We start from the raw sequence: 18,922 nt of genomic DNA, 5'->3' as shown, positions 1-18,922 counted from the left end.
CCAATTACCGACGTTTTGCCGCTGGTTACGGCCTAACCCAGCCCAGGTACGTGCCCAAACCGGAAACAAGCAGGCTCCTACCAAACGGTTATCCGTTCCTGTTCAAGTTTGTACATCTTGTCGCCCGGCTGCACGTTGAAGGCTTTATAAAACGGGGTAAAGTTCATCAGCGGCCCATTTACGCGCCACTTAGCCGGCGAATGCGGATTGGTGTTGACGTACATGCGCAGAAACTCATCTCTTGTTTTGACGCGCCAGATCCGGGCTATCGAAATAAAGAACCGCTGATCGGGCGTAAAGCCGTCGAGTTTCGCAGTGCTTTGCCCCTGCTCGGTTAGTTTGAAGGCATCGTAGGCAATGGCGACCCCGGCAATGTCGGCCGTGTTTTCGCCTACCGTCAGAGCGCCTTTTATGGGTACGTTATCCAGCACGGTAAACTTGTTGTACTGATCAATAACCTGCTGGGTTTTCGCCTTGAATTTGGCGTAGTCTGCTTTGGTCCACCAGTTAGTTACGTTACCAACCTTATCGAATTGAGCGCCCTGATCGTCGAACGAGTGTGTTATTTCGTGACCGATCACCATGCCTACCCCACCGTAATTGAGCGCGTCATCGGCATACAAATCGAAATAAGGTGATTGCAGGATGCCCGCCGGAAACACAATCTCGTTGAGCGGGGGATTGTTATAGGCCGTTACCGTGGGCGGCGTGGTATGCCATTCCGTTCGGTCGACGGGCTGCCCTACTTTGGCCAAACGGTGGCTGTACTCGTTTTTGATAGCCGACAGCCGGTTTTCAAAATAAGTCTCCCGGTTCACGCTCACCCTGGTGTAGTCTCGCCACTTGTCGGGGTAACCAATTTTCTGGTTGAAGGCATACAGCTTTTCTTTGGCCTTCGTCTTGGTGGAATCGCTCATCCAGTCGAGCCTGTTGATCCGGGCTTCAAATGCTTTTTTGAGGTTATCGACCAGGGCGGTTATTCGTTTTTTAGCTTCTTCGGAAAAGTATTTTTTTACGTACACCTGCGCCAGCGCATCACCCAGCGACCCATCAACGGCCTGGGTCATTTCTTCGGCCCGTGATTTCTTAACAGCTTGCCCGGTCAGGATCTTGGCGTATTCGAATGAGGCATCGGTAAACGGCTGGCTCAGGAACCCCGCATAGTTGGTGAGCGCGTGAGCTTTCAGATACACTTTCCAGTCATCGAGAGAAACGGCCGTCAACAGCGTATTCAGCTTATCATAATAGGCCGGCTGCGCCACGTTGACCGAGTCGGCCTGTACGCCCAGGTTGGTCAACAGCGTGGGCCAGTTCAGGGTTGGCTGTTTGGCGGCCAGCTCGGTAACCGGCAGTTTATTGTAGTTCGCCTTTACATCCCTGCGTTCAATATTCGTGCGGTGGGCGGCGGCCAGTTGCTGTTCAATAGTGTAGGTGATGGCCGCGTTTTTCCGGGCCGCAGCAGCCTTCGTACCGGTCAATTCAAACAAACGAGTGAGGTAGTTTTTGTACGCTCGCTGGATGACGGCGGTCGACGAATCGGTTTTGACGTAATAGTCTCTTTCGGGCAAGCCAATGCCTGTCTGGGCAAACTGGGCAATATTGACGGTGCTCCGTTTGTTATCGGGCCCAACGTTGAAGCCCAGGATAGAGCCGTTGCCAACTTGCTGTTCCTCGGTCACCAGCTTCAACAGAGCGGCTACATCAGCCACGGCATCGATGCGGGTCAGCAGGGGCCTGATGGGTTCGTAACCGCGCTTGTTGATAACGGCCGTATCCATGCCGGCAGCGTAGAAGTCGCCTACCTTTCGTTCAATGCTCCCCGCGGGGTTGTTGCTCGCCGAGATGCTATCAAGAATAGCCTGCAACCGAATGCGCTGCGGGTAATTCAGGAACGAGTACGAGCCAACCCCGGTTTGACTGGCCGCAATCTGGGCGGTATCATACCAGATGCCGTTGGCGTACATAAAGAAATCATCCCCCGGCTTCTTGGAAGGGTCAACGCCCGTTATCACAACGCGCTTTCTGTTGGTGATCGAATTTTGCTTACAGGCTCCTGCCAACAACAGGGTTACCAGGAGATAAACTAGTTTTTTCATGGGATGTCATGTATGGGGCAACGCAAGGCAGACCCGCTTACTCACGTCGACGGCGACAATAGAACTACACCGGTTTGAAGGTACTGCTGCGAGCGGATTATCCGGCTGCCCGTGCTATGGGCAGTATACAAAAAAATCCGCCGCGACGCTCCGGCGTTACCTGTCTGTTGCCCCGGCAGGGCAGGCCACCGGGCAGCAGGTAAATCCAAAGAGTTGCAGCGGAACTGGTTAGGTGCAGCCTTTGCTGGCAAACGGATAACGGCTAACCGCGAAACCTCACTCGCGCAGCACTTTACGCTGCACCCGCCCCTGATTAGTGTCGATACGGATCAGGTACAGGCCCGATGGCAACGTACCCAACTCGACCGACAACGTACCTGCCAACGTACCTGAGGCGCGCTGCTGTTGCACCACCGCTCCCGACGGGCTAATCAGGTCAGCGGTTTGCCAGGTAACACCCGCCGGCAGTTCCACCGCAATTCGGTTGCGGCTGGGGTTCGGATACACCCGCACCTCAGCCGCCCAATCGGGCTCGATAGCCAGCACAACGGGAGCTGCCTTTATGGTAAAGGTCCGGTCAACGGGCGTGGCGGCATAGGTCTGGCTGTTTCCTTCCTGAAAGGCCCTGATCGTTACAGAACCCGTTCCGGTAAACCGAAGCTGATTGCCCACCAGCTCGGCCGGGCCCGACTGCACCGCGAAACCAACCGGCAGGCCCGCCGACGAGGTTGCCTGTAGCGTAACGTTACCCGCCGAAATGACCTGGTCGGCAATGGTATTGAATGTAATGGTCTGGTTCACTTTTGTTGGGATCGCCCGCGCCACGTTTGAATACCAGACGGGCCATTTAGCCCCGGTATACAACGCCTGCACATTCCCTTTCGGCTTCAGTCTGTCCGCTTCGAGGTTCATCAGGACTACACTTTCCTTACCCGCCGAGTTGATCGTGCCAAACACTACCGCATTGTCGGTACGGGAATAACTGGGGAAACCGAGGTCGTTGTTCTTGTAGACGATCTCCACAGCTCCCTGTTCAATATCAGCCGACAGCACGTAGTACGTGCCCTCCGTTTCATCGAAGTAATCGAAGGCGATAATGTCTGGAGATGTTTTCGAGAACGACGGATTACCAATGCTGATTCCTTCATCCAGATCCGTAAAGAGCTTGTCGATGCGGCCTGTGGCGAAGTTCTTTTTCGAGCCGTCCCACACGTTAATCATGCCCACATCCCAGTAGTCGACCGATTTGCCGCTGGCATTCGTGAGCTTGTTAAAGGCATCGTAGATGATATACTCGCCCGAGTAATCCCATTCAAACGAATCGGCGTATGCTACCTCGCCTGTTTTTACGCCCTGGGCCGAGGTCGGGTTGTAGAGCGTAAACGTTTTCCACTGACCCAGTTCGAAACTGTACACCCAGAGTGTACCATCCTGCTTATCGGTTAGGGCAGCGAGCCGGTTGCCATCTTTCGACACCACCACATTGGCCCAGCCGGCCTCCTGCGAAATCACCGTTTCAGACGCAGGGCGGGTCATGCTCGACGCCCGTATTTTGCCATCGCTCCCCACAAATACGGCCACGCTGCCGTCGTCGGTCAGGCTGGGGCGGCGTTTCAGGGCTAACAGGCTACGCTGAGTAAAGGCCGTAGCCGGATAGGATGTGCTGTAAAGCTTTCCGTCGCTGCTCACGGCCGCCACAAAATCCTGCCCCGTCGCGCTTGGAATCGGCGTTTTCTGACTGGTTGGTGTGCTGCTGGTTTCGGTAATGCCCACGTTGTCGAAGGCCGTTTTCACGGCCGTCACCTCTGCGCTGCTGGCACCATGAAGATCCGAAGCTGCTTTAACGAGTGCCAGCCGGAGGTCCAGGAATTTTGATGAACGAGTCAGGTACGTGGTCAGGGCACGGTAATAAATTTTCTCAGCCTTGTCTTTTCCAGTAGCTGTAGCGACCTGGTAAAACGCGTAGTTAGGAATACCACTGTTGATATGAACCCCGCCGTTATCTTCGGTTGTGCTCACATATTGCGCCATCGTTTTAGGCTGATAGCCATTGTCTGACTTACCACCCTGATTGGGATTGCTCATGCTGCGTAGCGCGCCCGACGGAAAATAGCGCGATACCACCACTTCTTCGCCGATGGTCCAGTCGTCGCGGTCGATCAATACGCCAAATATGTCGGCATAGGATTCGTTGATGGCCCCGGATTGTCCGTCGTAAATCAGATTAGCCGAGTTCTGAATAACACCATGGCTCATTTCGTGGCCTGCCACATCGAGCGAGCCGGCCAGGGGTTTAAAACCTACATCGCCATTGCCGTAGAACATGTACTCGCCGTTCCAGTAGGCATTGTCCATGCCCTTACCAGTTTCGGGGTCGTTTACGTTGATAATGGAAATCACCGTGCCGCCGCTGCCATTGATGGAGTTGCGGCCAAACGTTTTCAGGAAATACTCGTAGGCAATGCCGCCGTTATACTGGGCCGAGGCGGCCGTGGGTGACCAGTTGGTGTTGGTTGCCGAAGTGACCTGCTTCACCGACATATTATCGCCGTAGGTATTGGCGGCATCAATGGTCCAGAGGGCTCCGATCGGGCTATCCGGCAGCTTCGATTTGGTGGCGCTGTACATGGCCCGCGTAGCATCGAGCAAGAGGTAGTTGCTGCCGCTCTGGTACGTTTTGAAGGTTCGCGTTACACCATTCAGGTCGCGCGCCGACGCATCTCTGGGTCCGTCGATGCTACAGGTGTTATTGAACCGCTTGAGCACCTCTCCCGTTTCGGCGTCGATCAGGTACTGCCACCGTTCGAGCAGGTTAGGGCGGATTGTCAGATCGTAGGCCAGCCGGGGCGGTAGGGTCTCGTTTACGCCCCCTGCATATACGCAGAGTTCGCCCGCTACCGCTTCCAGCCTCAACAGACCCTGCCCAAACACCTGCACGGGTGCTACTTTACCGGCGTGCCGTAGTGCCACCTTTCCCGCCTGAGCCAGCGATAGCGACGGCCGCACCGCCAGCGTTGGCGGAACAACCCTGTACTGCCCCGTCATCAGCGTCACCTCACCGGCAGCCTGGTGCACGGTCAGTTCGGCTCCGTAAACCGGCACGCCCCAGTGGGTCTGCCTCAACCGGTGATGCGTTTGACCCAGTTCGTCGGTTGTACTTTGTTTAATGGAAAATGATTGCTCGGGGTCGGCAAGCGACAGCACACTACGTACCTGGCTCAGAAACTGGTAGGTAGTTGCCTGCGCCGACCGACGAACCTGCCCATTGGCCGGGGCATGGCCGGCCGCCAGATTTTCGATATAAACGGGCAAGCCCGACACGGCGTCGCGCACAATTCTGAGTGTCAGCGACGGCATCGACAGCGGCGCGCTCCCGGTGGCCAGCAGCGTTTGCCGGCTACGCTGATCAGTAGGCAGCGGCGTTTCGGTGGCGTTCAGGCGGCGAGCCAGATCAAGGTCGGGCTGGCCGGTTTTCTGCTTGGCCGAAAAACCCCGCCCCGACACCCCGCCACTGAGTGGAAGAACGCCATCCTGTACGGGTGGCTGAGCCAGCGCACTGGCCGAAAGCAGTAAGCAAGCGTAGAGTAGTTTCATGGTAGGTGGTGTGGTAATCCAAAAGGTAAGCTATTTAAGGGTAGGCGGAATCATACCCATAAAACCGGTATAGACTTGCTCGTAGTTGGGCGGCAGGGTTTTGTCGCCGGGTGCCCAGGCTACTTTGTGGAGTTCTTTACCTTTCCGCCAGCTCACAAACCGGTACAGGTTACCCGGCTTATTGTAGGTCGTTTTGCGAATAGCGCAGCGGTCCTCCACCGACCAGAACACCTTCTTAGTATTGTCGGCGGTTTGATTGCCAATAAAGGTGTAGCTCAACTGCCCCGACTTACGGGTAAATAGCCGGCCATCGTCAAGCAGTATATAAGTGGTTTCCTTGCCCACAATTCCGCCGCCCGAGCCTACCGTAAGCACCCGACCTTTGTAGGTATCGGGTACCTCGCGCGAAGTTGTCTTTTTTGCCCGCATCACCATAGCGGGTGTTTTAGCTGTTGTCGACGTGGTCGCTTTCGTGAGCGAGTTAGGTACCGCAGCCGTGGGGACCTGAGCAACAGAAGCCGTTGCCAGTGCACTAATCAGCGTAATAGTTAGTAGCGTTGATCGCATAGGATGTTACGAATGGAAAAAGATGGTACTCATTAATAGGTTTCTTCACGAAGTGTGGCTTTCCAGCCAGCGCCCGTTTGGCGCAGCTTCACAATCAGCAGGTTCGCGTAGTCGCCGTGCTCTATTTTTTGCAAAACGGGCTTAGCGCCCAACTCTCTGGCAATCTCCAGTACTGTATTGCTATGCCCAACAACCAGCGCCGACTGCCCCCGAAAAGTACGGATCCGGCCGGTTAGTTTGGCGACCGGACTGGTAGGGTATTGTGTCAGCGGCAGCCTCTTTGACTGTGCGGTGGGTTGGGCCGTTTGACGGGTCCGAGTGTAGGGCGTCACGTAAACCGTATCCAATTTCACTCCTGCCAAACGCTGCGCCAACTTGTCGGCACGGCGCAGCCCTTCAACTGATAAACTGGTTGTGTCCGTGTCGTTAGCACGCTCAGCATGGCGCACTATGTATACAGTGGCCGTAGGGGCACAACTGCTCAGGCAACCTATAGCCAGCAGTAAAATCAATGATTGTTTCAACATATTCTTTATTGTTCGTATATACAGTTGGGGGTCATACTAACCAGTTTGTGGAAGATGTTCCCCGACCACAAGATACATCACACTTTTGGCACGTACCGCTAGATAGAACCCAACGACCTGTTTTCCAGTAGCTTACTAATATCCAGGCGGGGGAGGAAAATAAACTGGTACGCTTTTTTCAATAGGTGGGGTGTTCACATGACCCAATTCACTAAACACGCATACTCATGAAATCACTACCCGGAATATTACTTGGCGTTGCAGCGGGCGTTATTGTTGGGGTGCTTTTGGCACCGCAGAGTGGCAAAAAAACCCGCGAAGGTCTGGCTTCCGACACTGATAACTTTTTCAGCGATTTGCAGGATCAACTGCAAGATGGTTTAGAAAGCATCCGTAAACAGTACAATGAGTATGTCGAAACGGCGACTGACAAAACAAAGAGTGTGGCCGCTGACGCTAAACGTCGCGCCAAATTTTAATACTACCAACTCAACACTTAAACAAAGAAGACAATGCGTAGCACACGTGATTTCCTAACCGGCATTATAACTGGCGTAGCCATCGGCATCCTGACAGCTCCACGGAGTGGCAAAGAAACCCGCGAAAAGCTGGTTGAAGAAGCCAACAAACGTTCGGAAGACCTGAAAGACCAATTCGGAAAGGTAAAAGAGCAGGCCAACCAATATGTTGACCAGGCAAAAGACCAATTCGGAAAAGTAAAGGAGCAGGCCAATCAGTATGTTGGTCAAGTGAAAGAGCAGGCTAACCAATATGTTGGTCAGGCGAAAGATCAGTTCAACCAGGCTAAAGGCCAGGCTCAGTCGGAGTTCGACGCGAACAAGTATCAGGCACAAGCCGACTACAACAACACAGTAGACGAAACAGCTGATAAAGCAAAGTCTGGCATTAATTCTGCGAAAGAGTCGCTTAAAATCGACTAATCGCAACCCAGTACAACAGTACTGATTTACTCAACGATCTATGAAAGAACGCCCCTGGCTCTACGAGTCAGGGGCGTTCGCTTTTTAGCTATACAGTTTACTATTGAGCTTGTTTTGAACTAAAAAATTCGAACGTACCGAGTACAAAATCCAGGATACCCGTGGCGTGGGTACGTCCCGGCAGTCGATACAGGCCTACGTTGGTTGCACCCTGTTTCTGCATGGCGTCGTAAGCGTTTTGCGTATTGAAATAAAATACCGTGTTATCGGCGTCGCCATGATATAACCGCGTGGGCGTTATCGGTTTCCAGTCGTGAATGTCATTATCCTGCACCGACCGTATAAAATCTGCGTCAGTACCATTCTGCACGGCCTGCCGGAACGTATCGGTCAGCGCCTCATTAAAACTAACGTTAAGCAGCGCGCTACGGCCGTTTGCCTGTACCCGACTCGCGTACGGCTCTTTAAAATAGTACGACGCCGGCCGGTTCAGGCCGTATACACGGTCATAGGTAAGCAGTACCCACAGATATAGCCTGTTATAGTCGATACTGCCCTGGGTACGTGTATTGACAATATGCTGCATAAACGCTGGTTTGTCATAAGCGCCCGCTCCTGCACTGGAAGCAATCAGGTTGAACTCGCCCAGCGCTTCGGCTTCCAGTTTTTTCTGAAGAGCCATTGTTGCGAAGCCGCCTTCTGAGTAGCCAGCCGTATACAGTTTCTCATTCCAGTTTACGTGTTCATCGGCCAGAAACTCTTTCGTAGCGCGTAACATATCCAGCGAAGCCGAGGCCAGCGAGGCGTTGTGTTCGTACGGGTGCGGCACATTGTTCGACGCGCCATAGCCAATATAGTCAGGAGCGGCCACGATATACCCCACCGACGCAAACACGGAGCCAAACGTGTAGGCTTCGCTGCTGCTTCGGTAATAAGACGGCGCCTGATCATCGCTGCTGATCGTGCCATGCTGCATACTGATCAGTGACAGCGCCTGCGTAGTTTGCGGAACCAGTACTGCGCCCGACGCCACAATAGCGCGACCATCAGTGTTCGTGGTGTTATACGACAGGCGGTACACCTTGATGCCAAACTGAGTGAGCAACCGCAAAAATGAGGTAGCCCCGTTATAGCGTCCTTTCAACTGCTCGGGTGTATACGTACCCAGCAGTTCGGCCTTTACCAACGTGCGGGGTTTAGGCGGGGTAACTACATCGGCCGGGGCCGATTGGCGACAGGCCGACGGAGCCAGAGCTGTCAGCCCGAAAAGGGCCGATAGCAACAGAATTTTGATCATGAAACGTTGAGTGAGTGTCTTTAAAAAACACGATAAACACCCCTTCCGTTCACTATATCCTACTCATCCAGTAGAGATATAAACAAGCCAACTTGTATGCTACATCCCACGGAATGACTCACGTTTACGTTATAGATTTGGCGGCTTATTAAGCCAACCTGCTTCGTATGAACGAGAAAACGCTGCCTATTCTGCACCTGGATGATTTTGAGCAGGCTCACCAGCAGTACCCCGATGTATACGTGCAGTTATTTGCTGAGCATGTGGCGCAATACCGGTTCGTTCATACCCCCCATCGGCACGATTTTTATTTGCTCGTTCTCTTCACACAAGGTACCGGAACGCACACCATCGACTTTATTGATTACCCCATTCAGCCCGGAAGTGTGTTTTTTATGTCGCCTGCTCAGGTACACAACTGGACCTTTTCTGAAGATGCCGACGGCTACCTGCTCTTTTTCAATCCGGCGTTTTACCTGATCGACTACCCCGCCCGGAAGCTAAGCGACCTGCCGCTGTTTCATTCGCTGGCTACGCCGCCCGTTGTGTACTTACCCGAGGCCGATGCCACCGATATGACGTGGCTATTTGCGCAGACGTACCGCGAATCGATTGGCAGCAGCTACCGTCGCGAAGACGTTATCCGGTCATACCTGAATATTATTCTGGTGAAGGTGAGCGGCTTTTGCCTCGCCAGCCAGCCCCCACACCTATCGACCCACGCGCAGAGCCAGATTCGCCAGTTGGAACAGCTTGTCGACCGGTATTATGCCGAGCATAAGACCGTTCGTGACTATGCCGATATGATGGCGCTCTCAGAGAAGCAATTATACACGGTTTGTCAAACGGGCCTGGGTAAATCACTGCAAAAGCTCATTCAGGAACGGCTACTCCTCGAAGCCAGGCGCTTGCTGGTTCATACCGAGCTGTCAGTGGCCCAGGTTGCTGACCGGCTCAACTTCTTGGACCACTCGTACTTCAATCGCTTCTTTCGTAAAGCCGCTGGTCAGACGCCCGAGCAGTTTCGACGGAGTTTCCGATAACCCGGCAGGAGGCTAGAGGCACCTTAGCGAGCCGCCTCTACGTGGTGCACGTCCGGCTTTACAAAAAAGCTCAGCCAGGTACGTCGGGCCATTCTAAAAAAGGGAGGCGTCAACAAAAGCAGCGTAGGCACCAACCCCATCAGGTAGTAATCCAGATCGATCTTGAGCCAGATAACGGCAATGAAAAAGGTAATTAGGGTCCAGGCGCTCGAAAAGGCGTAACTGACAAACATGGCCGCCCAGTAAAAGCCAGGTTCGGGGCTGAAGTTCAGGTTGCAGTGCGGGCAACGCTCATGCATGTCGTCGAAATGGCGGGTGAAAGCGCTCTTCGTAACGAAAAAATCGCCTTCGTGGCAACGAGGGCACTTATTGTGGAAAACGCTGTATAAGCGGCTGTTGATTAGCATGTCAGTGGTTGATGTACCATGCAAATGTCGAGCCCCAGCAGCGTTGCTTTACGGACAAATCCCTCCATTTATGGTACAGATCGACGGCGTTTCATGTAGCCGTTTCCGTCTTTAACACGTACCTGTTACCGCACCGGGCAGCACCTTTATCTAACTTAATGAGTGCATACACTCAGGAAAAGAGCTGTGTGTAGGCAACTTGGTGCTTACACAGTTCTGCTATCACCAAGATCCTGGTTAACCTGTCGAATGCCCGTGGCAAAGCCTAGCCGATTTGTTTTGGTCCTTAATCCGCTATCGCATGAATCTGCCTTCTCCCGCTAATTCACCAACTAGTAATGAACTGGTTGACTTCTTATTCAACCGACGGGAAACGCTGCTCAACAACTGGCGTACTGCCTGCGAATCAGACCCTTCGCTTAAAAAAATAGCGGTATTGTCCCGCGAAGAATTCAATAACCTGATGCCTGCTATCCTCGACATTCTGGAACAGCGCATTCTGGGACGTACCCCCGACAATGATCCGGCTGTAACGGCTCGGTCGCACGGGTTACACCGATGGCAAAAGTCGCTGGGCCTGCCTGAATTGCTAAAAGAACTACATCATCTGTCGGAGCTATTAGTCAGCGAACTCAAATTGTTCCGCGAACTATTTCCGGGCACAAATCCAGACCTGGTGTTGCAGGCGCAGCACCAGATCATGGCCCTGATGAATGAAACAATCGGGGGCAGCATCACTAAGCATGACGAGTTGCAGCGGTTGCAGGCCGCCAACCGGGCTGCCAGTCTGGAGCAGGCCTTACTGGAAATGCAGGCCCTCTCCCGCCGGCGGGGCGATCTGTTACGCACGTCTTCTCACGACCTGCGCAGTGGCCTGGGCCTGAGTATGGGGGCTGCTTACTTTCTTCAAATGGATGATCTGAGCCCCGAAGATCGGCAACAGTACATGGATATGCTGAATCGGAACCTGAACCATGTGCAATCGATGTTGACGAACCTGATGGACTTGTCGCGTTTGGAGGCTGGTCATGAGCCCGTTCAGCTGGAATCGTTCGATGCTGCCCAATTACTAACCGAATTGGTGTCCAGCGCCCAGCCTAAAGCAACCGAACGAGCCCTTATTTTACGGGCAGAAGGGCCCAAACTGTTACCCGTACGAACAGACCGGCTTAAAATTTACCGGATAGCGCAGAACCTGATCATCAACGCCCTCACCTACACCCCGTCTACGCCCGCTCACCCTGGCCTGGTGTCAGTGTCTTGGTCAGCCGAAAACGATTGGCGGTGGGGATTCAGCGTACAGGATTCAGGACCGGGGCTTCCGCCAAACCTGATGGAGCAGTTTCATAAGCAGCTCCGACCAATTGTTGAAGAAACCAGCGTGCTTAGCCCCGAAGAAGGACAGCCCGTTGCTGTAACACCCAACAATGAGCATGATGTACCCTCAGGGCCAGCCTTGGAAGCACAAAGTCACCAGTCCCCCGATCAGGGCGAGGGCGTAGGCCTGCAGATTGTGAAGCGGCTGTGCGAGATGATTGGGGCAAGCCTGGAAATGGAGAGTATCAAAGGACGAGGCACACTCTTCAGGGTGCGCTTAAACGTACAATCACCTGATCTTTAGTTGCTTACGCAATTCGTAAAAACAACGTAAGACCATACGATCATTCATTGAGTATACAACTACTTGTCGTGGGTTGATAGATAAGCAGCAGCTTTGCTCAAAAAGTAAGTATTTCTATAGTTTTAGTAGTTTAATGCAATTAAATTAACCTAAATGAACAATTGGTCGCTTAATGCATCGTAATCCGCTTGACACGTATCGGATGGGCGCATGCTGACAAGCGCGTGTCTCCATCACAAACACCCAGTTAATTTCTCGTAACCCAGTCAGTTTCAGTTCTTCATCAACTAGTTGTCATTTTGTATAAGCCAGAGATGACATGCCCTTGACTAAACAAAACAACTCCAATAGACAGACAGCTACTTCCGATGAATCATGCCACACAAACCGTCGATTCGCCGACTATTTTCATTGCCGTTGATCAACTGAGCGACCATCACCGGTACAGACAGGCATTTACCGAGGCAGAACCTACGGCCACCCTCTATTTTTTTATGCACAGTACTGAGTTGATCGCCGCCCTGCGAAGTTACGTTTACCCCAAGCCATCGCTGTTGATAATGGACTGGGATATGGACGCCCATAAGGGGTACAATACGTTAGCAACGCTGGCTCAGACAACCGTATGGCAAACGATCCCGGTCGTTATCATGAGCAAGCCAGGACGCCCCGTTGACGTGGCCACATGTCGGCAGATCGGTTACGGATTGGTATTACCAACTGAAAGACAGGCCACTAAATTAGCCGATAAGCTCAGCGGAATCATGTATGCACTGCTGTAGCGTGGCTGATCGGGCTATGAATGGACCAGGTAATCGGTTAGGAGTTTCCATTGAAGTTTCTGGTAGAACAACCAGCCTCCTGCTGCAATTGCCGTGTTGATGATAGCCCGATCACCGGCTTCGGGTTGATGATTATTGATGGCTTCATCGCGCCCGATTTCAGATGCCGTAATGGTAGTACCCGCCCGTTCGACCCGGAAAATGCTGCGCGCTTCTTCCCTAAAAAAATGGTCTGTTGGCGCCGTATTGGCTTTTGCGGGGGCGTGGGTGGGCTGAACCGTAAAGTCAACCTGATTTTTCTGCGCGGAGTGGTCAATGACACGTACCCAGTTTTCGGGCATGGGGCCGGGTAATACGATCTTGATGTAATCGCCCACCGCTACCCGACCCACTTTGGGTTGCCCGTTCTGGTCGTGCAGTTCAAAGTCGGCGGTGAAGGTGGAAAGACCTGACCAGCCATTTACATTCAGCAACTTATCTACAGATCGGGTAAAAGCGGCGTTTGTTTCCTCGTCGTCAGCAAACGTGTTCTGACTGACATATACAACATCTTTGGTGGCATCACCCTTCGCCACCTTTGCCTCTTGCTGAACCTTGTCAGCCAACGTTTTTGGGTTCATCGGTTAAGAGCTTGGGACTAATTAACTGGTGCGTAAATGCAGTTGCCCGTGCGGCAATGCAGTGAAATGAGTGTTGGCAAGCGGCAATAGCCAACAGCGAAAAACGAACATACCTCGGTTAGCCGCCGACTTTTTTTGGTGTTGCGAGACAGTAACATGAACAAAGCCGTTGTGACAGCAGCGCCAACCAGCCCCATGCGGTTATGTTCTCAATCGCCTTTCCAGCCTTTTTCGGCGAATATAGTCGGCACATGGCCGTGGCTCAGGTCATCGATGATGCCTTCTACCACATTGCCCCAGTCGGCCAGCATGAGTGGCAACCAGTGGCCGTACTCCGACTCGCTCAAACGAAAGGCAAACCGCTGAATAACGCCCCTCAAGCCGCTGGGTAGCGACAACATGCTAAACACGGCCGTCAGGTTCGGTCGGTCGTTGGCATGTAGTATCTCAACAGTGGCCGCCTGTTGGGCGGGGCGCTCCCAGTTGACACGCTGATGGTCGTCGCCAGTGTAGTGTTTCCTGGGATGGGTAGACTCATTTGTCGGATCAGCCTCTACTCCCCAGCTATTGATGTGCGAAAAATCAGTTGGATTCGGTTTCATAGTAAATCGGGTTATTTATTCGCAGAAGGGGGGATAAGAATGGGGTTGATATAATTGTCGAGTTTGGCCGAGAAGATGTGGTAAGCATCCGATAAACAGCCACGCACAGTTTGCCGCCAGGATTCCCACCCGACCAGATCCAAACACCACAACAGTATCACCTTTTTTCATGCCTCCCATCTCGGCTGCCTGGTAGGCCGTGGGCACCACATCGGTTAGCAGTACGGCATCGTCATGGTCTATCCAGTCGGGAATGACGGTGGGGATGCGGAAGCAACTGTGGTATAAACTGGGGTCCTTCCCTACTGGCTGAGCCAGGTAGGTGAAGTAAGGAAACGGAACCGAATTAACACAGGTAGGTTGACGCAGGCAGTACGTCCAGTCGAGGCAGATCAGGCACAACCCCTGCGCTTCGTTGGCTAATTGCTACGTACCCGGCGCTGAGTGACCCGATCGGTGCGTTACACGCCGACCGATTTGAACCGATACAGGTAAGGCGCTTTATGGGGCGTACCAGCCCGACGCTCAGACAGCCGTTCCAACGTACCAGAGCCGATGAGTTTCTTGTAAAAATTGCGGGCGTCGAGCGGGTACCCCAAAATGGTTTCGTATAGCCGCTGTAATTCCGGCACGGTAAACGTATTGGGCAATAGCTGGTTAAGGGGCTGATCGTCCAGTTGTTTACGCAGCGACTGCAAAGCAACGGTAATGATGTGGTTGTGGTCGAACAGCAGGCCGGGCACTTCATCTACGGGCCACCAGCGGCATTCGTCGGTCAAAAAATCGGGCGTAGGCACCACCTTCGAGTAGTCGACAAGGGCGTAGTAGCCAATTGAAATCGTTCGCTCCGACCAGTTTACGTCCTGCACGGGCAGCTTCGTTCGCTTCCAGGTATCGGCCTGGTCATAGCGATTCGCCTCGCCGAACACATGAAACTGCTGCAAATAAAGCTCGTCCAGGCCCGTTCGCTCCTGCACCACACGCTGCGCCGCCACATCGACCGACTCAGCCTTACGGATGAAGCCACCCGGCAGGCTCCACTCGTCGGTGCCCTTCCAGCGCAGCAGCAGCACCTTCAACTGATTTTCGTGAAAACCGAAGATCACCCCGTCGATAGACAGGTAGTGAATGCACTGTTCAGATACGTCCTGATAGTACTGAACCGCCGGATGATTATACTCGATCATAAAATCAGTCAATAATAACCTATTGATGCACTGGAAAAAGTTTCTTTACGTACTTTTGACGTAAAGGTATCAGCTACCCAGTTGAGCCCCTATTCGTAGGGCCAAAACACCCAATCCCGCCTACCCAATGCGCCTCACCCGTTTACTCGCCGCTTTTCTTCTACCCCTGCTCCCGTACCTGACGGTTGCAGCCAGCATCGACACGCTCGACGTACCCAGCGCCGCCATGAAACGCATGTTGCGGGCGGCCGTAGCCCTTCCTGAGTCCTACAAAAAAACGAAAAGTAATCTACCTGTGCTGTATCTGCTGCATGGCGGCGGGGGGCAGTTCAGCGACTGGCTCAAACAAACACCCGATAAACAGTTGGTGCAGAAACTGGCCGATCAGTACAATCTCATCATTGTAATGACCGAAGGCGATCGGCTGAGTGGGTATCTCGACAGTCCCGTTCAGAAAGACAACCTGTTCGAGACGTACCTGACTAAGGAGGTTGTCGATAAAATAGACAACACCTACCGCACCATTCACGACCGAAAAGGCCGGGTTATCACCGGACTCAGCATGGGCGGACATGGGTCCCTGTATCTGGCCGCGCGGCACCCCGACCTGTACTGCGCCGCCGGCAGCATGAGCGGTGCCCTCGACCTGAACGCGACAAACTGGCGTATCACCCCCGAGTTCGCCAAGCAGATCGAGCCCGGCTTCACCCGCATTCTGGGTCCGGCAAACTCAACGCCCGACTACTATGCGGCCAATTCGGTTGTGAACATGGTGCCGCAACTGAAAGCCAGCAACCTGAAGCTGATTATCGACTGTGGCGTCGACGATTTCCTGATTGAGCCGAACCGTGAGCTGCACCGTCGGCTGGTTTACAGCAAAGTAGACCACGATTACACCGAACGGCCCGGTGCCCACACCTGGGACTACTGGCAGAATTCATTGCCCTATCATGTTCAGTTTTTTCACAACGTTCTAAAAGCCAACGGTAGCGTGGCTCAATAAACCCCCAACCAGAATGCGTAGTAAATGGCTGGCTTTTGCCTGTAGCTTCTTTCTCTCCCTTCCGATTTTTGCCGCCAAAGTCGATACCATCGACGTACCCAGCGCGAGCATGAACCGGACGTTACGGGCCGCCGTGGTGATGCCCGAGCGGTACAAAAAAGCCCGCAAACAGGCGTTTCCGGTTTTGTACCTGCTACATGGCGGCTCGGGCAGTTTCCGCGACTGGCTCACCAAAACGCCCGACAAAACACTGTTGCACCGCCTGGCCGATCAGTATAACCTCATCATTGTTACCCCCGACGGCGACCCGACCAGCTACTATTTTGATAGCCCATTGGTAAAAACCAGTCAGTTCGAGACGTTCATCTCAAAGGAGCTAGTCGAAAAAATCGACGCCAGCTATCGCACCGTCCGCGATAAAAAGGGGCGGGTAATCGCGGGGCTTTCGATGGGTGGCCACGGGGCTATGTTTATTGCCAGCCGCCACCCCGAGCTATACGCCGCCGCCGGCAGCATGAGCGGGGTGATGAACATCAATACGGCCACCTGGAAAGTAACGGCCGATTTTGCCGCCCAACGACGCGTCAATCTGGCCCGACTACTTGGCCCAGCCAAAGAGGGTGACACGCCTTATCCCGGTTATACCATGGTAACCCTGGCCAGCCAGCTCAAAGCTAATAACCTGCCGCTGATTCTCGACATTGGCGTCGACGATTTCCTGATCGAAGGCAACCGCGACCTGCACCGGCAATTAATGGCCAACCAAACCCCGCACGACTACACCGAGCGCCCCGGCGCTCACACCTGGGACTACTGGGGAAACGCCCTGCCCTATCAACTGCTCTTTTTTAATAAAATCCTGACCGCCAATCAGGTGGCCGCAAACTGAGCTTGAAGAGTGCTGTTGTACAAAACTGCACCTGATCAGCCAGTTACCCAGAAACGTACCCATTAGTCACCCTAACGAAGTTCATGAAAACATCCCTGCTTCTTCTGAGTGCTTCTTTCGCGGCACTGCTTAGTACCGCTGCGTTTATACCAGTGCCGAAGATGTTCGATACGGTAGCCGTCACCGGTGGCACTATCTCAGGTACGTTGAACAAGACCGGCGATGTGCACGTGTTTCGGGGTATTCCTTTTGCGGCACCGCCTGTTGGCATCCTGCGCTGGAAAGCCCCGCAGCCCGTCAAGCCCTGGTCGGGCATTAGGGCCTGCGCTGCTTTTGGGCCTAGCCCCATGCAGGGAGCCCCCGCCCCGTTTGGTCCCTGGAGTGCCGAGTACCTGATTGCGCCCGAACCCATCAGCGAAGATTGCCTCTACCTGAACGTCTGGACCGGTGCCAGGTCGGCCAATGAGAAACGGCCCGTTCTGCTCTGGATTTACGGGGGCGGGTTTAATAGCGGGGGCGGCAACGTGCCGCTGTATGACGGCGAAGCGACCGCGAGAAAGGGGGTCATTTATGTCAGCGCCAACTACCGGGTAGGTCCGTTCGGCTTCTTCGCGCATCCTGAACTGACCAGGGAATCGGGCACAAACGCGTCGGGCAATTACGGATTGATGGACCAGGTTTCGGCCTTGAAGTGGGTGAAGGCCAACATTGCGCAGTTTGGTGGCGACCCCAACAACGTGACTATTGCGGGGCAGTCGGCGGGGTCAATGAGCGTGAATTGTCTGGTGGCGTCTCCCCTGGCGAAAAACCTGTTTACCAAAGTCATTGCCGAAAGCGGTGCAAGCTTGGCGCGGCCCATGGCTACCCTGGCGCAGGCCGAAGAAAGTGGACTGAAGGTGATGCAGGCGCTGGGTACGTCGTCGCTGGCGGAGTTACGGGCCAAACCGGCTGCCGATATCATGCAGAAGGGACAAGGCAGCGTACGCGGGCCTATTGTGGATGGGTACGTGCTGCCCGAGCCGATGGCCGCGCTGTTTGGGGCGGGTCGGCAGAACAAGGTAACGCTGCTCACCGGCTGGAACGAAGACGAAGGCATGGCGTTTGGCCCACCCAAAAACGCGGCCGATTACAAACGGCAGATCAGGCAGCAATACGGGGCCGACGCCGAAACCCTGCTGCGGTATTACCCCGGCGAGACCGATGCGCAGGCGGCGGCTTCACAAAATAACCTTTCACGCGACCAGATTTTTGGGGCCCAGAACTTCGGCTGGGCCAACCTGGAGAGTCAGCAGGGCCGAAACGTATATGTGTACCGCTTCACCCGGAAGTTGCCCGCTACAGGCGACTATGCCCGGTACGGGGCGTTCCATACCGGCGAAGTGGCCTATGCGTATGACAACCTCCAGTTTATCGACCACCAGCTTCGCCCCCTCAACGCCACCGACGATGCACTCGCCAAAACAATGTCGGCCTACTGGGTGAACTTCATTAAAACCGGCAACCCCGACGGCAAGGGTGTTCCGCACTGGCCCGCTTACCGCGTAGCAGACAAGCAAATTATGACGCTGGGCGACAAGGTACAGGCGCAATCCATCCCCGATGCCCCCTCGCTCGATTTCCTGTTTACCCTGTTGAGTCGGCCATAACGCACAGACTACAGCGTAAAACAACAAAATTAACTTTCTATAAATCAACTCATTACTAATACGTGAACTACCCTAATCTCGCTTATAAAACCGCTTCCCC

Annotated in this window: 17 protein-coding genes and 1 pseudogene; 8 read left to right on the top strand and 10 right to left on the bottom strand. The window is 53.9% G+C overall.

Annotated features, from left to right (window positions below; genetic code table 11):
• Positions 1–77: 77 nt before the first annotated feature.
• The 4 genes from F7231_RS02420 to F7231_RS02405 form a co-directional block, all read right to left on the bottom strand.
• Positions 78–2,096 (bottom strand): M13 family metallopeptidase, encoded by a 2,019-nt coding sequence (locus F7231_RS02420; protein ID WP_166690772.1) that lies wholly within the window; start codon positions 2,094–2,096, stop codon positions 78–80.
• 276 nt (positions 2,097–2,372) lie between these two features.
• Positions 2,373–5,690: a M4 family metallopeptidase gene (locus F7231_RS02415; protein ID WP_166690771.1), complete on the bottom strand. Its 3,318-nt coding sequence runs from the start codon at positions 5,688–5,690 to the stop codon at positions 2,373–2,375.
• 30 nt (positions 5,691–5,720) lie between these two features.
• Positions 5,721–6,257 carry a hypothetical protein gene (locus F7231_RS02410; RefSeq protein ID WP_085414870.1) on the bottom strand — a complete coding sequence of 179 codons (537 nt, stop codon included), beginning with the start codon at positions 6,255–6,257 and terminating at the stop codon, positions 5,721–5,723.
• A gap of 32 nt (positions 6,258–6,289) precedes the next feature.
• The gene (locus F7231_RS02405) at positions 6,290–6,784 is read right to left on the bottom strand and encodes a SixA phosphatase family protein (RefSeq protein WP_166690770.1); all 495 of its coding nucleotides are present in this window, start codon (positions 6,782–6,784) and stop codon (positions 6,290–6,292) included.
• Between the two features lie 227 nt (positions 6,785–7,011).
• Between F7231_RS02405 and F7231_RS02400 the strand changes: the two genes are divergently transcribed.
• Both F7231_RS02400 and F7231_RS02395 read left to right on the top strand, forming a co-directional pair.
• On the top strand, positions 7,012–7,263 hold the full coding sequence (locus F7231_RS02400; RefSeq protein WP_085414871.1) for a YtxH domain-containing protein: 252 nt from the start codon (positions 7,012–7,014) through the stop codon (positions 7,261–7,263).
• 33 nt (positions 7,264–7,296) lie between these two features.
• Positions 7,297–7,725: a YtxH domain-containing protein gene (locus tag F7231_RS02395; RefSeq protein WP_085414872.1), complete on the top strand. Its 429-nt coding sequence runs from the start codon at positions 7,297–7,299 to the stop codon at positions 7,723–7,725.
• A 100-nt stretch (positions 7,726–7,825) separates the two neighbouring features.
• On the opposite strand, the gene F7231_RS02390 is transcribed toward F7231_RS02395, so the two are convergent.
• Positions 7,826–9,022, bottom strand: a complete 1,197-nt coding sequence (locus F7231_RS02390) for an alpha/beta hydrolase family protein (RefSeq protein WP_166690769.1) — start codon at positions 9,020–9,022, stop codon at positions 7,826–7,828.
• Positions 9,023–9,189: 167 nt separating this feature from the next.
• Between F7231_RS02390 and F7231_RS02385 the strand changes: the two genes are divergently transcribed.
• The gene (locus tag F7231_RS02385) at positions 9,190–10,065 is read left to right on the top strand and encodes an AraC family transcriptional regulator (RefSeq protein ID WP_166690768.1); all 876 of its coding nucleotides are present in this window, start codon (positions 9,190–9,192) and stop codon (positions 10,063–10,065) included.
• Positions 10,066–10,088: 23 nt separating this feature from the next.
• On the opposite strand, the gene F7231_RS02380 is transcribed toward F7231_RS02385, so the two are convergent.
• Entirely contained in the window at positions 10,089–10,472 is a 384-nt protein-coding gene (locus tag F7231_RS02380) for a DUF983 domain-containing protein (RefSeq protein WP_166690767.1), read from the bottom strand.
• A gap of 301 nt (positions 10,473–10,773) precedes the next feature.
• On the opposite strand from F7231_RS02380, the gene F7231_RS02375 reads away from it, so the two are divergent.
• Both F7231_RS02375 and F7231_RS02370 read left to right on the top strand, forming a co-directional pair.
• Positions 10,774–12,093 (top strand): sensor histidine kinase, encoded by a 1,320-nt coding sequence (locus F7231_RS02375; protein WP_166690766.1) that lies wholly within the window; start codon positions 10,774–10,776, stop codon positions 12,091–12,093.
• A 368-nt stretch (positions 12,094–12,461) separates the two neighbouring features.
• Positions 12,462–12,875: a response regulator gene (locus F7231_RS02370; protein ID WP_085414877.1), complete on the top strand. Its 414-nt coding sequence runs from the start codon at positions 12,462–12,464 to the stop codon at positions 12,873–12,875.
• Between the two features lie 14 nt (positions 12,876–12,889).
• On the opposite strand, the gene F7231_RS02365 is transcribed toward F7231_RS02370, so the two are convergent.
• From F7231_RS02365 to F7231_RS02350, 4 genes and pseudogenes are all read right to left on the bottom strand, one after another.
• The gene (locus F7231_RS02365; protein WP_166690765.1) at positions 12,890–13,495 is read right to left on the bottom strand and encodes a hypothetical protein; all 606 of its coding nucleotides are present in this window, start codon (positions 13,493–13,495) and stop codon (positions 12,890–12,892) included.
• Between the two features lie 209 nt (positions 13,496–13,704).
• The gene (locus F7231_RS02360) at positions 13,705–14,097 is read right to left on the bottom strand and encodes a hypothetical protein (protein ID WP_310589267.1); all 393 of its coding nucleotides are present in this window, start codon (positions 14,095–14,097) and stop codon (positions 13,705–13,707) included.
• Positions 14,098–14,190: 93 nt separating this feature from the next.
• Positions 14,191–14,361, bottom strand: a pseudogene (locus tag F7231_RS27285) (glutathione-dependent formaldehyde dehydrogenase); the annotation flags it as partial.
• A 197-nt stretch (positions 14,362–14,558) separates the two neighbouring features.
• Positions 14,559–15,284, bottom strand: a complete 726-nt coding sequence (locus F7231_RS02350; protein ID WP_085415286.1) for an NUDIX hydrolase — start codon at positions 15,282–15,284, stop codon at positions 14,559–14,561.
• A gap of 127 nt (positions 15,285–15,411) precedes the next feature.
• Between F7231_RS02350 and F7231_RS02345 the strand changes: the two genes are divergently transcribed.
• The 3 genes from F7231_RS02345 to F7231_RS02335 all read left to right on the top strand — a co-directional run bounded on the left by F7231_RS02345 (position 15,412) and on the right by F7231_RS02335 (position 18,822).
• On the top strand, positions 15,412–16,287 hold the full coding sequence (locus F7231_RS02345) for an alpha/beta hydrolase (protein WP_166690764.1): 876 nt from the start codon (positions 15,412–15,414) through the stop codon (positions 16,285–16,287).
• A gap of 13 nt (positions 16,288–16,300) precedes the next feature.
• Positions 16,301–17,176 (top strand): alpha/beta hydrolase, encoded by an 876-nt coding sequence (locus F7231_RS02340; RefSeq protein ID WP_166690763.1) that lies wholly within the window; start codon positions 16,301–16,303, stop codon positions 17,174–17,176.
• Between the two features lie 83 nt (positions 17,177–17,259).
• The gene (locus tag F7231_RS02335) at positions 17,260–18,822 is read left to right on the top strand and encodes a carboxylesterase/lipase family protein (RefSeq protein WP_166690762.1); all 1,563 of its coding nucleotides are present in this window, start codon (positions 17,260–17,262) and stop codon (positions 18,820–18,822) included.
• Positions 18,823–18,922 lie beyond the last annotated feature (100 nt).

The sequence above is a fragment of the Fibrivirga algicola genome (assembly GCF_011742925.1).
Classification (GTDB): Bacteria; Bacteroidota; Bacteroidia; order Cytophagales; family Spirosomataceae; genus Fibrella; species Fibrella algicola.
This window is presented reverse-complemented; position numbering and strand designations above follow the sequence as displayed.